Source organism: Chromobacterium phragmitis, assembly GCF_003325475.1.
GTDB lineage: Bacteria > Pseudomonadota > Gammaproteobacteria > Burkholderiales > Chromobacteriaceae > Chromobacterium > Chromobacterium phragmitis.
In genome coordinates this window covers 3,139,812-3,153,238 of record NZ_CP029495.1, presented here as the reverse complement: position 1 = coordinate 3,153,238, position 13,427 = coordinate 3,139,812, and the positions used below count along the sequence as shown (strand labels likewise).

The 13,427-nt window shown below is 67.7% G+C and carries 9 protein-coding genes; all 9 read left to right on the top strand.

Going from position 1 to position 13,427, the window contains the following annotated elements; translation table 11 throughout:
* The first annotated feature begins 48 nt into the window (after nt 1–48).
* The 9 genes from DK842_RS15015 (at nt 49) to DK842_RS14975 (ending at nt 13,427) form a co-directional block, all read left to right on the top strand.
* Nucleotides 49–2,154 (top strand): TonB-dependent receptor domain-containing protein, encoded by a 2,106-nt coding sequence (locus DK842_RS15015; RefSeq protein WP_114062169.1) that lies wholly within the window; start codon nt 49–51, stop codon nt 2,152–2,154.
* 116 nt (nt 2,155–2,270) lie between these two features.
* Nucleotides 2,271–2,552, top strand: coding sequence for a DUF2218 domain-containing protein (locus DK842_RS15010; RefSeq protein WP_011135042.1), 282 nt, complete (start codon nt 2,271–2,273; stop codon nt 2,550–2,552).
* Nucleotides 2,553–2,562: 10 nt separating this feature from the next.
* Nucleotides 2,563–3,672, top strand: coding sequence for an ABC transporter substrate-binding protein (locus tag DK842_RS15005; protein ID WP_114062168.1), 1,110 nt, complete (start codon nt 2,563–2,565; stop codon nt 3,670–3,672).
* Nucleotides 3,669–4,736 carry a FecCD family ABC transporter permease gene (locus DK842_RS15000; protein WP_114062167.1) on the top strand — a complete coding sequence of 356 codons (1,068 nt, stop codon included), beginning with the start codon at nt 3,669–3,671 and terminating at the stop codon, nt 4,734–4,736. Before DK842_RS15005 ends, DK842_RS15000 begins: the two co-directional genes overlap by 4 nt.
* Entirely contained in the window at nt 4,733–5,506 is a 774-nt protein-coding gene (locus DK842_RS14995) for an ABC transporter ATP-binding protein (RefSeq protein WP_114062166.1), read from the top strand. The genes DK842_RS15000 and DK842_RS14995 overlap by 4 nt, the downstream gene beginning before the upstream one ends.
* 146 nt (nt 5,507–5,652) lie before the next feature.
* Entirely contained in the window at nt 5,653–9,552 is a 3,900-nt protein-coding gene (locus DK842_RS14990) for a non-ribosomal peptide synthetase (protein ID WP_114062165.1), read from the top strand.
* A gap of 211 nt (nt 9,553–9,763) precedes the next feature.
* A complete protein-coding gene (locus DK842_RS14985; protein WP_114062164.1) occupies nt 9,764–10,939 on the top strand; it encodes an isochorismate synthase in 1,176 nt (391 codons plus the stop codon).
* Entirely contained in the window at nt 10,936–12,543 is a 1,608-nt protein-coding gene (locus DK842_RS14980) for a (2,3-dihydroxybenzoyl)adenylate synthase (RefSeq protein ID WP_114062163.1), read from the top strand. The genes DK842_RS14985 and DK842_RS14980 overlap by 4 nt, the downstream gene beginning before the upstream one ends.
* A gap of 5 nt (nt 12,544–12,548) precedes the next feature.
* Complete coding sequence (locus DK842_RS14975; protein WP_114062162.1) at nt 12,549–13,427, top strand: isochorismatase family protein; 879 nt, start codon at nt 12,549–12,551, stop codon at nt 13,425–13,427.

The following is a 13,427-nucleotide window of genomic DNA, read 5'->3' as shown; positions in this document are numbered from 1 at the left end:
GTCAAGGGATATGCGTTCCGTGATGAACACTCTGGGTATGACTAGACGATGAAAAATCAACGCTCCTCGCGCCTCGCCCGCCCGGCCTTCCGCCTGGCCATGCTGTCCGCCGCCGTAGGCGGTCTTTACCTGCCTGCCGCGCACGCCGCAGAAACCGTGCTGCCCTCGGTGGTGGTGACCGCCACCGGCTACGAGCAGAAAATCAAGGAAGCCCCGGCCAGCATTTCGGTGATCACCCGCGAAGAACTGGCGAAAAAGCCGTTCACCAACCTGGCCGACGCGATCCAGGACCTGGAAGGCGTCAGCATCAACGGCTCCGGCCCGGGGGACAAGGACATTTCCATCCGCGGCATGCCCGGCGAATACACGTTGCTTCTGGTGGATGGCCGACGGCAGAACACCCGCGAGTCCCGCAGCCGCGGCACCGGCGGTTTCCAGCAATACCAAATTCCGCCGATGGAGGCGATCGAGCGCATCGAAGTGGTCCGCGGCCCGATGTCATCGCTATACGGCTCCGACGCGATGGGCGGCGTGGTCAACATCATCACCCGCAAGTCGCCCAAGGAATGGCACGGTTCGATGACGCTGGGCGGCACCATCACCGAGCATTCCGCTGAAGGCAATACCGGCCAGAGCAGCTTCTGGGTCGGCGGCCCGCTAGTGAAAGACCTGCTGTCGCTGCAACTGTACGGCGCGCTGAGCAATCAGGCCGAAGACAATATTTACTACTCGAAAAGCTTAGATGGCGGGAAGGATGCCGCCCACGTCGGCGACATCAATGCCAAACTTAGCTTCACTCCAAGCAAGGATCATGAAATCACGTTTGAGGCAGGCCATAACGAGCTGCGTAAAACCACCACTCCTGGCAAAAGCGTTGCACCTAGTGGTAGTAAGGACGACTATTTCGACACTCGAGACCACTGGAGCCTGAGCCATAACGGCAAGTACGGCATCATCCGTTCCAATGTCGCGCTATATCAGGAAATCGAGAAACCGAGCCACAGCGCCAACAATGTCGATGACGGCAAAGGCATGAAACTGACCAATACCACGCTGGATGGTCAGCTCTCCTTCCTGTTCGACAGGCACACACTGAAGCTCGGCACTCAAATCGGCAAGCAGGTTGGCGACAATATGCGCGCGCAGGACAACATCCCCGGTCTCAATGGTCCCGCCAACCCAAACAAAGTCACCGTCAACACTTGGGCGCTGTTTGCCGAAGACACCTATGACATCACCGACAGCCTGAAGCTGACCGGCGGCGGTCGACTTGACCATCACAACGTATTTGGCAGCCACTTCACGCCACGCCTGTATCTGGTAGATCAACTGAACACGAATTGGACGCTAAAAGGAGGCATTGGCAAGGGCTTTAAAGCGCCAACCATACGCCAAAGCACTGAGGGCTATTGCATCAGCACCAATAAAGGCGCCGGGCTTTTGTGCGGCAATGGGAAACTGAAGCCGGAGGAAAGTACCTCCTACGAAGCCAGCCTGCACTTCGACAACAATCGAGACCTACAAGCCAACGCTACGCTCTTTTACAACCAGTTTAAAAATAAAGTCGTCAGTTATGGCACCGGCCAGTCCACAAGCCAGCTAGTCACCAAAGCAGGCCAGATGGCTGAAGTGTATGTCTACGACAATGTTGACTCTGTGAACATCCATGGTCTGGAGTTCTCTAGCAGCTGGACATTCGCGCCGCGCTGGACTCTGTCCGGCAACTACACCTACACCAAATCCAAACGCCACGGCGGCAAGGAAACCACCTTCTCCGGCCAGTCGCTGGAAGGCATGCCGCTGGACAAGACGCCCGAGCACGCCGGCAACGTCAAGCTGGCTTGGAATCCGGTAGAGAAACTGGACCTGTACACCCGCCTGAATTTCGAGGGCAAACAATACTACGCAGCATACCGCAACGGCGCCCTTGGCGTACGCACCCGAGGCGGTTCCAGCACCTGGGACCTGGGCGGCACCTACCACATCAACAAGACCTTCGACGTTAACTTTGCCGTATACAACATCGGAGACCGCACAGTCGCCATCGACGACCGTCCTGGCAATCGAGATAAAACCGGCAAGGGTCCGCTCAACGGCAACTGGATGGTCGATGAGGGCCGCCGCTATTGGCTGACCCTGACCGGCAAGTTCTAAACCCCGCGCTCCCCGTCCGCTTCGAAAAAGCGGGCGGGAAGCCTCGCAAGGCAGTTGCCGGACCCCATCGGTCCGCCAACTGCCTGTTCCCGTTTTGAAAGAATGGAGAAATCTTCATGCTGAGCAGCCGCGCTTCCCTCACCACCGCCCACGCCGACAAGGTGCTGTACAAGCTGTGCAAGCACTACGCGCTGAAGGTGCCGGTGGATTTCGACACCGAGCGCGCCCACGTGCAATTCCCCATCGGCACTTGCGACATCCAACGCTCGGGCGACACGCTGGACATGGTGTGCGCGGCGGATGCGGCCGACAAGCTGGCCAAGATCGAATTCATCATGGACGAGCACCTGGGCCTGATGGCCAAGCAACCGGAACTCAAGCTCGACTGGCAAAAGTAAAGGACGCCCGATGACTACTCTATTCTCTCGCCTGCTGGCGGCCGCGCTGATCGCCGCCGCCGCGCTGTCGGCCCAGGCCGCCGTCGTCACCGACATCGCCGGCCGCAAAGTGGACGTGCCGGCCAAGGCGAACCGCATCCTGCTGGGCGAAGGCCGGCTGTTCTACGCGTTGGCATTGCTGGAAGGCAAGCAGCCGCTGGCCCGCATCGCCGGCTGGCAGGGCGATTTCCGCCAGCTGGACCCGCAAACCTACGCCCAGTACAAGAAACGCTTCTCCGAGATCGACCGCATCCCGCTGATCGGCAAGACCAGCGAGAACTCGATCAGCGCCGAAAAAGTGCTGACGCTGAAACCGGACATCGCCATTTTCAGCGTCTCCGGCCACGGCCCCGGCCTGAACAACCCCATCGTCAAGCAACTGCAGGCGGCCAAGGTGCCGGTGGTGTTCGTCGACTTCCGCAACGCGCCGCTGGAGCACACCGTGCCCAGCCTGCGCATCATGGGCCAGGCGCTGCAGCGCGAGGCCGAGGCCGAGCGCTTCATCCGCTTCTACCAAGGCAAGATGGACGCCATCCGCAAGACGGTGGCCGCCATCCCGGCGCAGCAGAAGCCCAAGGTCTTCCTCGACTTGCGCGCCGCCGCCTTCCCCAACGTGACCAGCGCCGGCAAGGGCAGCCTGGGCGAGCTGGTGGACGCCGCAGGCGGCGTCAACATCGCCGACAAGCTGATCCCCGGCGCGGTGGGCGAGGTGAACATGGAGCATGTGCTGGCATCCAAGCCCGACTGGTACATCGGCACCGGCACCGCGGCGGCGGCCGACAAGACCGGCATCCAGTTCGGCGCCGACATTTCGCCGGCGCAGGCGCGCGAGTCGCTGGCCCGCGCCGCCGCGCGCAAGCCGGTGGGCGCGCTCGCCGCCGTGCGCGACGGCCGCACCTTCGGCGCCTGGCACCATTTCTACAACACGCCCTACCACATCGTGCTGTTGGAAGCCTTCGCCAAGTCGCTGCAACCGACGCGCTTCGCCAAGCTGGACCCGGACGCCAGCTGGCAGCAGCTGCACCGCGACTTCCTGGCGATCCCGCCGCAGGGCACCTACTGGGTCAAGGGAGGCAAATGAGCGCATCCGCCCTGCCCCCGCTCACCGCCGCCGCGGTGAGCGGCGACTACCGCCGCACGCTGCTGCGCCGGCTGCTGCTGGTGGCCGGCCTGCTGGCGCTGCTGGCGCTGTCGCTGTCGCTGGACGTCGCCACCGGCGCCAGCGGCATGCCGCTGGCCGAGTTCTGGCGCACGCTGCTGGAGCCCTCCGCCGCCGATCCCGCCACCGCCGTCATCGTTTGGGACATCCGCCTGCCCTACGCGCTGATCGCCATCGCCGCCGGCCTGGCGCTGGGACTGGCCGGCGCCGAGATGCAGACCGTGCTGCACAATCCGCTGGCCGATCCGTTCACGCTGGGCCTGCAGCCAGCCGCCGCCTTCGGCGCGGCGCTGGCCATCCTGCTGAATTTCAGCCTGCCGGGCATTCCCGGACCGTGGATGCTGCCGGTCAACGCCTTCGTGTTCGCGCTGGGCTCCGCGCTATTGCTGGACCTGGTGGCGCGCTGGAGCAATATGGCCGCCAGCGGCGTGGTGCTGTTCGGCATCGCGCTGTTCTTCAGCTTCAACGCGCTGGTCGCCTTGCTGCAGTTCGTTTCCACCGCCGACGCGCTGCAAGACCTGGTGTTCTGGCTGATGGGCAGCCTGTCCCGCGCCGACTGGCCCAAGATAGGCCTCTTGTTCGCCGCCTTCGCGCTGATCCTGCCCTGGTCGCTGGCCAACGCCTGGCGGCTGACCGCGCTGCGCCTGGGCGAGGACCGCGCAGCCAGCTTCGGCATCGACGTGCGCCGGCTGCGCCTGGCATCCCTGCTGCGCGCCAGCCTGCTCACCTCGCTGGCGGTGGCCTTCGTCGGCACCATAGGCTTCATCGGCCTGATCGCGCCGCACATCGCCCGCAAGCTGGTGGGCGAAGACCATCGCTTCTACCTGCCGGTGAGCGCGCTGACCGGCGCCGCCATCCTGTCCATGGCCTCGGTAGTGACCAAGAGCCTGGTGCCCGGCGTCATCGTGCCGGTGGGCATCGTCACCTCGCTGGTGGGCATTCCCTTCTTCATCGCCATCGTGCTGCGCAACGGAGGACGGACATGAGCGAGCAGTTGTCCATCGAAAGCCTGTCAGTCAGCTACGGCCAGCGCCGCGTCATCGACAAGCTGTCCGTCCCCTGTATGCGGGCGGGCGAGGTCACCGCCCTGCTGGGCCCCAACGGCAGCGGCAAGTCCACCTTGCTGCGCGCGCTGGCCGGCCTGCAGCGGGCGGACGGCGTCGTCCGCCTGGGCGAGCGCCCGCTCAGCCGCCAGCGCGGCGAGGTGGCCTACTTGCCGCAAACGCTGCCGCCCAGCGTGCACCTGTCGGTGTTCGAATCGTTGATGGTGGCGGGCCAGGCCACCGCCGCCGGCCTGTTTCGCCGCCACGACGACCAGCAGGTGTTCGCGCTGCTGCAGTCGCTGGGCATCGACCATCTGGCGCTGCATTTCCTGGACCAGCTCTCCGGCGGCCAGCGCCAGCTGGTGGGCGTCGCCCAGGCGCTGATACGGGAGCCGGCAGTGCTGCTGCTGGACGAGCCGCTGTCGGCGCTGGACCTGAATTACCAGTTTCACGTGATGGACCTGCTGCGCCAGGAAACCCGCCGCCGCGGCATGGCGACGGTGATCGTGCTGCACGATCTGAACGTGGCGCTGCGCCACACCGACCGCGTGCTGATGCTGAAAGCCGGGCAGCTGCTGGCCAACGGCGCGCCGGACCAAGTGATAGACGCCGCCACCCTGCGCGCGGTCTACGGCGTGGACGGCCGGGTGGAGCGCTGTTCCCGCGGCGTGCCGCACGTGCTGGTGGATGGCCTGGCGGCCGCCGCCGGCTGACAGGAAGGACGGGGCGCCCGCCCCGTCTTTGTAAATCTTGCCCTTCCCACATAAATACGATTGAAATTGATATTCAATCGCATTTATGATGTCTGCCTCGCTCAGCGCCGCGCGCGGCCAGAACCTAAAACAGGCAGACATCGTCCATGAAGCACACCCCATCGCGCCTCCCCGTCAGCTATGCCCAGCACGGCATCTGGATGGGCCAGCAACTCGCGCCCGACAACCCCGGCTACTGGACCGCCGAAGCCACGGAACTCAAGGGCGCGCTGGATGCCGACATCCTGCGCCGCTGCGCCGCCGACACGCTGGCCTGCTGCCCGGCGCTGAACATGCGCTTCGAATTCGACGGCGAAACGCTGTGGCAGCGCCCCCAGCCCGCCTCGCCGCAACCGCTGCCCTGGCACGATCTGAGCGGCGAGGCCGATCCCGAAGCCGCCGCCATGGCCTGGATGCGCCGCGCGTTGTCCCAGCCATGCAATCCGGCCGCCGATCCGCTGTACCGCAGCGCGCTGCTGCAACTGGGGCCGCGCCATTTCCTGTGGTATGTGCAAACCCATCACATCGCGCTGGACGGCTTCGCCTACGGCCTGCTGGCCAAGGCGGTGGCCGCCCGCTACAACGCCGCGCTGCGCGGCCAGCCTGCGCCGGCGCCGCCGGACTGGGACCTGGCGCCGGTGCTGGACGAGGACCTGGCCTATCAGGCGTCCGAACAGCGCGAACGCGACCGCGCGTTCTGGATCGCCCGCCAGCAAGCCTTCCCCCCCGCCGCCACGCTGGCGCCCGCGCGCGCGCTGGCCGACGGCGCGCGCAAGTCCGGCTGCCTGCTGTCGCCGGAGCAAGTGGACGCCTGGCAAAGCGCGGCCAAGGCCTGCGGCGTCAACTGGGCCGCCTGGATGACGGCCGCGGCCGCGGCCTGGCTGGCGCGGCGCGGCGGGCAGCGCGCGGTCACCCTGGGCCTGCCGGTGATGAACCGCATGGGTTCCGCCGCGCTGAACGTGCCCTGCATGGCGATGAACATCGCGCCGTTCAGCCTGCGGCTGGACACGGGCATGGGCTTTGGCGAGCTGGTCCGCCTGGCGGCAGACGGCCTGCGCGACATCCGTCCCCATCAGCGCTACCGCTACGAGTGGCTGCGCGGCGATCTGGGCCGGCTGGACGGCCGCCGGCGCTTGTTCGGCCCGGTGCTCAACCTGATGCCTTTCGACCGCCGCGCGCCCTTCGACGGGCTGGAGAGCCGCATCCGGCCGATCAGCTCCGGCCCGGTGGAAGACCTGTCGATCAACATCAGCCTGCTCAACACCGAGTGGCGGCTCAGCCTGGAGGCCAATCCCGACGCTTACCCGGAAGACGCGCTGGACGCGCTGTGGCGCGACCTGCCCGCCTGGCTGGACCGTCTGGCCAACGCCGCGCCGGAAACGACATTGGCCTCCTTGCTGCCGGAGCTGCCGCCGCTATCCCTTCTGCGCGGCCCGGCGCTTGAGCAGCCGCCGCTGCCGGCGCTGGAACGGTTGGCGGCGCAGGCGGCCGCCCAGCCCGACGCCATCGCGCTGGAGGGCGAGGGCCAGACGCTCAGCTATCGCGAACTGACCGCGAGGGCGGCCGCGCTCGCCGGCCGGCTGCGCGCCCGCGGCGTGGAGGACGGCGACCGTGTCGCCATCCTGCTGCCGCGCTCTGTGGACGCCATCGTCGCCATCCTCGGCACGCTGTGGGCCGGCGGCTGCTACGTCCCGCTCGATCCGCTCGGCCCGCCGGCCCGCCTGGCCATGGCGCTGGAAGACGCCCGCCCCAGGCTGGCGCTGACTCGCCGCCGCTGGGCCGAACTGTGCGGCGACGCGCCGGCGCTGTGCCTGGACGAAGCGCCGAGCGAAGACGCGCCCCGCCCGCCGCCCCGGCCCGCCGAGCCAGAACGGCCGGCTTACCTGCTCTACACCTCCGGCTCCACCGGCAAGCCCAACGGCGTGCTGGTCGGCCACCGCGCCCTCGCGCACTTCATCGCCAGCGCCGGCCAGTTCTACCGCATCCAGGCCGGCGAGCGCATCCTGCAGTTCGCGCCGCTGCACTTCGACGCCAGCATCGAGGAAATCTTCCTGGCGCTATGCCATGGCGGCACGCTGGCGCTGCGCGACGACGCGATGCTGGAATCGATGCCCGCCTTCGCCGACGCCGTCGCGCGGCTGAAAATTGATGTGCTGGACCTGCCCACCGCCTTCTGGCACGAACTGGCTTACGCGCTGACGCCGGAATTGGCCGGCCGGCTGTCCCGCGTCCGCCTCGCCATCATCGGCGGCGAAGCCGCGCTGCCAGAACGCGCGCGCCGCTGGCGCGAGCTGCTGCCGGATGCCACGCTGCTCAACAGCTACGGCCCCACCGAGGCCTCCATCATCGCCACTGGCGCGGCGCTGGCCGGCCCGGACGCGGCGTGGGACGGCGGCGACGACATCCCCATCGGCCTGCCGCGCCCCGGCGTGGCCGCCGCCATCGTCGATGCCGCCCTGCAGCCGGTGGCGCAGGGCGAGGAAGGCGAGCTGTGCCTGCTGGGCGACGCGCTGGCCATCGGCTATCTGGGTCGCGACGAGCTGACCGCCCTCCGCTTCGTGGCGCTGGACGCGCTGCCAGGCGCGCCGCGCGCCTACCGCACCGGCGACCGCGCCGTCTGGCAGGGCGGCCAGCTGCGCTTCCTCGGCCGGCTGGACCACGAGCTGAAGATCAGCGGCCTGCGCATCGACCCCGCCGAAGTGGAAAACGCGCTGCTGGCCTGCCCCGGCGTGCGCGAAGCCGCGGTGATCGGCCTGCCGCTGGCCGACGGCGGCTACACCCTGGCCGCCTACCTCGCCTCAGACGCGGAACATGACGCCGGCGCTCTGCGGCGCCAGCTGGCCGAACGGCTGCCCGCCGCCGCCATTCCCGACCGCTGGCAATGGCTGGATCAGCTTCCGCGCAACGTCAACGGCAAGATAGACCGCAAACTGCTGGCCGCGCTGGACAACGCGCCGGCCCCCAACGCGTCCCCGGCTGCCGAGGCCACGCCGCTGGAGCGGCAGATCATGGAAGTGTGGAGCCAGGTGCTGGGCCGCATGCCGGAGAACGCGCAGGACAATTTCTTCGCGCTGGGCGGCAAATCTCTGCAAGCGATCCAGGCCGCCAACCGCTTGGCCAGGCTGCTGAAGCGAGAGGTCGCCGTCTCCGCGCTGTTCAGCTACAACACCGTCGCCGCGCTGGCACAGGCTCTGAACGCGCCCGCCGCCCACCGGCCGCCGGTCGCCAGCGAGGGCGGCGAGTTCGCGCCGCTGCTTCCCATCCAGCCGGGCAGCCTGCCTGCGCTGTTCTGCCTGCACCCGGCCGAAGGGCTGTCCTGGTGCTACCTGGGCCTGGCCCGCCATCTGCCGGACATCGCCATCTACGGCCTGCAGGCCGACGGCATTCTGGGCGACAGCCCGGCAACCTTCGAGGCGATGGTGGCCGGCTATGTCGCCAGGGCGCGCGCCATCCAGCCCCATGGCCCGTACCGGCTGCTGGGCTGGTCGCTGGGCGGCGCTTTGGCGCAGGCGATGGCCGTCGCGCTCGCCGAGGCCGGCGAGGAAGTGGAACTGCTGGCGCTGATGGACAGCTATCCGGCCAGCAGCTGGCACGGCCGGCCGGAGCCGACGCTGCATGACGCGCTGGTGACGGTGCTCAGCGTCAACGGCGAAGTGGACGCGGACGCCGACGGCCTGCCGCTGGACAACGAGGCCATCTACCAGCGCCTGCTGCGCGCCGGCAGCCCCTTGGCCCCGCTGGGGCGCGCCGCGCTGAAAAAGCTGGGCCAAGCCTCGCTGCACGGCATGCGGCTGTTCCGCGACAGCCGCACGCCGGCCTACGCGGGCGACATGCTGCTGTTCCGCGCCGGCCGGCACCAGGACAGCGCGCCCAAGGTCGCCGACTGGCAGCCCTATCTGCAAGGCCGGCTGGACTGCGTGGAACTGGATTGCGACCACTTCGGCATGAGCGATCCGGAACCGATGCGGCGCATCGGCGAAGAATTGGCGAAACGCTTGCGGGACTGAAAACATCCGACCGGCGGCGACAATGCCATTCCGCCGCCGGCGCGCATCTCTTGAAAATCGATTCAATCGCCGATCTTCGCTGCCGGATTGCGGCTATTTATCGAATTTCATCTATTCCTAACGCATGAGCAGGGTCATCTCGTGATTGACAAACGCGTGTTTTGACTATAACTTGAACGATAATTATTATCATTATCATCGGAGCTTCGCCATGCATACCCAGTCGGCCTTGTCCGGCAACGCCGAAGACGGCGAGTTTTATTTCATGTCGTCCCACCGCAGCCTCAAGGCCGGCGGCATGCACTCCCGAATCCAGACGCCCGCCCGCGGCGCGCTCGATCCCGACAGCGCCTTTTGCCGCGAAGTGGCGCAAGCCTTCGCCCAGGCACGCGCCGACGGCATCGACGCCCCAGTGCTGATGGGCGCCATCCCCTTCGACATCGACCAGCCCTCCGAGCTGTTCATCCCCCGCCGCCACGCCTTCTTCGACCGCAACGAGCGCCTGCACGCCGCCCGCCGCGGCGATGGCTGCGGCCAAGTGGTCAGCGCGCGCAGCATCCCGGATGAACAGGGATTCAAAGCCGCCGTCAGCCGCGCCATCCAGCAATTCGGCGGCGGGGAGATCCGCAAGGCCGTGTTGTCCCGCGTGCTGGAGGTAGACTTCGACCGCCCGGTGTCGGCGACAGGCGTGTTCGACGCGGTTTGCGCGCAAAACCCCAACGGCTACCAGTTCCAGCTGCCGCTGTCGGCCGGCGGCCACCTGGTCGGCGTCAGCCCGGAGCTGCTGCTGCAAAAAGACGGCGCGCGCGTGCGCACCTTCCCGCTGGCCGGCTCCGCCAAGCGCCAGAGCGACCCGGCCGCCGACGCGGAATCCAGCGCCCGCCTGTTGGACTCGGCCAAGGATCATTACGAGCATAGCCTGGTGATAGACGACATCCGCGCCGTGCTGGCTCCTTACTGCGTCCAGCTGGACATCCCCGCCGCGCCGACGCTGCTGGCCACCCGCGCCATGTGGCACCTGGGCTCGCCGATAGACGGCGTGTTGGCCGACCCGGCGCTGCCGATTCTGCAGTTGGCCTGCCGCCTGCACCCGACGCCGGCGATCTGCGGCTTCCCCACCCAGGCTTCCCGCCAACTGATCCGCGAGATCGAGCCTTTCGAGCGCGGCGTGTTCAGCGGCATCGTCGGCTGGTGCGATGAGCAGGGCAACGGCGAGTGGGCGGTGACCATACGCTGCGCCACCGTGGCCGATACCCGCGTGCGGCTGTTCGCAGGCGCCGGCATCGTCGCCGCCTCCACCCCGGAATCGGAATGGGCGGAAACCCAGGCCAAGCTGGGCACCATGCTGGGCGCCTTCGGTCTGTCCGGCCAGGAGGCGGCGGCATGAGCGTAGCCTTCACCCGCTGGCCCGACGACCTGGCGGCGCGCTATCGCGCCGCCGGCTACTGGAACGACCAGCCGATGACCGAAATGCTGGCCCGGCAATGCCGCGAGCGTCCCGACGCGCCGGCCGTGCTGTGCGGCGAGCGCGAGATCAGCTACGCCGAGCTGGACCGCCGCTCAAGCAATCTGGCCGCCTGGCTGCTGGCGCGCGGCGTGGCCCGCCACGACACCGCGCTGGTGCAGCTGCCCAATGTCGCCGAGTTCTACATCGTACTGTTCGCGCTGTTCAAGATCGGCGCCGCGCCGGTCAATGCGCTGTTCAGCCACCAGAAGCTGGAACTGTCGGCCTACGCCCGCCAGATCCAGCCCAGGCTGCTGATCGCCGACCGTCGCCACCCGCTGTTCGGCGACGACGCGATGGCGGACGAGCTGGCTGCCATCTCGCCTGCGTTGAGCGTGCGCCTGTTCGCCAACGACGAACTGGAAGCGGTGCTGGAGCGGGACTGCGGCGGCCTGCTGGAGCAAGCCGGCCCCAGCGCCGCCGACGAAGTGGCGTTCTTCCAGCTGTCCGGCGGCAGCACCGGCACGCCCAAACTGATTCCGCGCACCCACAACGATTACTTCTATAGCGTGCGCCGCAGCGCCGAGATCTGCGCGCTCGGCCCGCATACCCGCTTCTTGTGCGCGCTGCCGGCGCCGCACAACTTCCCGCTCAGTTCGCCGGGCGCGCTGGGCGTGTTCCACGCCGGCGGCGCGGTAGTGCTGGCGCCCAATCCGGAAGCGCTGGCCTGCTTCGCGCTGGTGGAGCGCCACCAGGTGGACATCGCCGCGCTGGTGCCGCCGGCCGTCGCGCTGTGGCTGCAAGCCGCCCCCGGTCGCGAGACCCAGCTGAAGAGCCTGAAACTGCTGCAAGTCGGCGGCGCCAGCTTCGCCGAAGCCACCGCCCGCCAGGTGCCGGAAGTGCTGGGCTGCAAGCTGCAACAGGTGTTCGGCATGGCCGAGGGCCTGGTCAACTACACCCGCCTGGACGACGGCGACGACATCGTCTACGGCTGCCAGGGCCGGCCGATGAGCGACGGCGACGAGGTGAAGGTGGTGGACGAAGCCGGCCACCCAGTGCCGACGGGCGCGCCGGGCATGCTGGCCACCCGCGGCCCCTACACCTTCCGCGGCTACTACCTGGCGCCGGAGCACAACGCCCGCGTATTCGACAACGAAGGCTTCTATTACTCGGGCGACGTGGTGGTGGCCGACGAGCGCGGCTATCTGCGCGTGGTCGGCCGGGTGAAAGACCAGATCAACCGCGGCGGCGAGAAGATCGCTGCCGAGGAAATCGAACACCTGCTGCTGCAACACCCGCACGTGGCCCAGGTCGCCCTGGTGGCGATGCCTGACGCGATGCTGGGTGAGAAGAGCTGCGCCTTCATCGTGCCGCGTGGCGATGGCCTGAAGTCGGTGGCGCTGCGACGCTTCCTGCGCGAGCAAGGCGTGGCCGACTACAAGCTGCCCGACCGTTTCGAACTGGCAAGCGCCCTGCCGCTGACCCACGTCGGCAAAATAGACAAACAAGCGCTGCGCGGCATGCTGGCCGCCGCGGCTGGAGCCTGAACACCATGAGCATTCCCAAGCTGAACGCCTACCCGCTGCCGCAGGCGGCCGACTTCCCCGCCAACAAGACCGCCTGGCGCGTGGAGCCGCAGCGCGCCGCGCTGCTGATCCACGACATGCAGCGCTACTTCCTCGCCTTCTACGGCGAGGACAGCGCGCTGGTCAATGAACTGGTATCCAAAGTGGACGCGCTGCGCCGCTGGGCCGACAGCCACGGCGTGCCGGTGATCTACACCGCGCAGCCGACCGAGCAGAAGCCGGAAGACCGCGCGCTGCTGAACGACATGTGGGGGCCGGGCCTCACCACCGCCGATCCGGCGGTGCAGGCGGTGACGCCGCGGTTGGCTCCGCGCGAGCAGGACGCCGTGCTGGTCAAATGGCGCTACAGCGCCTTCCAGCGCAGCGACCTGCAGGAAAAGATGAAGGCCTGGCGCCGCGACCAGCTGGTGATCTGCGGCGTCTACGCCCATATCGGCTGCCTGATGACCGCCTGCGACGCCTTCATGCGCGACATCCAGGCCTTCATGGTCGGCGACGCGGTGGCGGACTTCAGCGAGGAAGAGCACAAGATGGCGCTGCGCTACGTGGCCACCCGCTGCGGCGCGGTGATCGCGCAGTCCGACCTGGCGGTTTCCGGCGGCGACGCCGCGCTGACCCGCGAATGGCTGAAGGCCCAGGTGCTGACCGTGCTGGAAGACGGCGACGACAGCCTGGCCGGCGGCGACAACCTGCTGGATTACGGCCTGGACTCCATCCGCGTGATGGAGCTGGTGGCGCAATGGCAGAAGCTGGGCCTGGAAATCGGCTTTGAAGATCTGGCCCAGGACCTGACGCTGGACGGCTGGTGGGCCGCCATTCAGGCCAAGCTGCCGCAGGAGGCTTGA